A 299-nucleotide genomic window follows, 5' to 3' on the forward strand; every position below is an offset into this window, starting at 1 on the left:
TCGAGTGCCTCAACGAGCGTCTCGTCGAGAGCTTCTGCGGTATAAAACACGCTCACGGCAACGGAACCGAGAGATTCCAACGCTCTGCGACGTGTACTCGCTCGGCGGTGACCACCGCCGGCGAGCACACGTTCTCCCTGGACTACGTTGAGGATACCACCGCCGGAGAAGATGAACAGTCACACTTCCGCCCTGTTGAGAACCTCATTCAGTTCGATGGCAAGAAGCGGTATCAAGAGGATATCTCTGTTAAGACAGCCGATCTCGCCACGACGCTGTCGTATCGGGATGCTGCGTCG

At 57.2% G+C, this 299-nt stretch carries 1 pseudogene; it reads left to right on the plus strand.

The features are described 5' to 3' along the window. Window positions 1–299 (plus strand): annotated as a pseudogene (locus O2S87_RS19045) (ISH6 family transposase); the annotation flags it as partial.

Source organism: Halohasta sp. A2, assembly GCF_056175805.1.